The sequence below is a fragment of the Motilimonas thetidivivens genome (assembly GCF_046452435.1).
Classification (GTDB): Bacteria; Pseudomonadota; Gammaproteobacteria; order Enterobacterales; family CBDFNC01; genus Motilimonas.
The window spans coordinates 1-735 of the sequence record NZ_JBKFDK010000062.1 but is presented as its reverse complement, the minus strand read 5'-3'; the positions used below and the strand labels follow the sequence as shown (position 1 = coordinate 735).

The 735-nt window shown below is 36.1% G+C and carries 1 protein-coding gene; it reads right to left on the bottom strand.

All coding sequences use genetic code 11. The features are described 5' to 3' along the window. Window positions 1-4: 4 nt before the first annotated feature. Window positions 5-682 carry an HNH endonuclease gene (locus ACK8OT_RS19235; RefSeq protein ID WP_410198126.1) on the bottom strand — a complete coding sequence of 226 codons (678 nt, stop codon included), beginning with the start codon at window positions 680-682 and terminating at the stop codon, window positions 5-7. Between the last annotated feature and the right edge of the window lie 53 nt (window positions 683-735).

The following is a 735-nucleotide window of genomic DNA, read 5'->3' as shown; positions in this document are numbered from 1 at the left end:
TATTTTAGTTCGTGGCAATGCTTTCAAGGTTTTTATAGTAATCAGCAATAGAGTCCACATAGTTTTTCGCCTCTTGCTTTTTCTTCGTAAGAACTGCATGTGAAAATCTATTTGTATCGAATCGAATGTAATTTCCAGCTAAATCATACATATTTATCTCAAATATGCTTAACAAGCCAGTGATGTTATTTGCGATATGATCTTGTATTTCTCGAATACTTGAATTAAAAGATCGAAGTGTATTGGTATGCCAAAAGTCTCTAATATTTGCTAAGGACTGCATCACATCAGAGTCTATAGCAAATGCCAGCTCACTGTACTCATGGAAAATATAGGTAAATATAGAAGAGTACTCATGAAGATACGATCTCACTAAACTTAAGTCGGCATCACTATACTCAGAACTAGCATAGCTTTGGTACAAGTTATCTCGATAGTTTCTTACTTCTATTTGAGTGTAGTTTTTAGTTTGGCTAGTCGTAGAGTCAAATCGGTCATGGTGGTCTAAACAAAGCCAGACTAAATTTTCGAAACGATTGTCAGCATGATTGCCATTTATATGGGCAATTTGACCTGAGCGCTCACTCATGTTTCCATCAACTCCCACACACAATGCACACCTGCGTCTACATTTTATTAAAACATCAGCTTGAACTGTGGGTGGAATACTTTTTCTTGCCATTACCTTACTTCCTTATTTGATGATGGATACTTGCGACTTAGAGAAGCAAAATA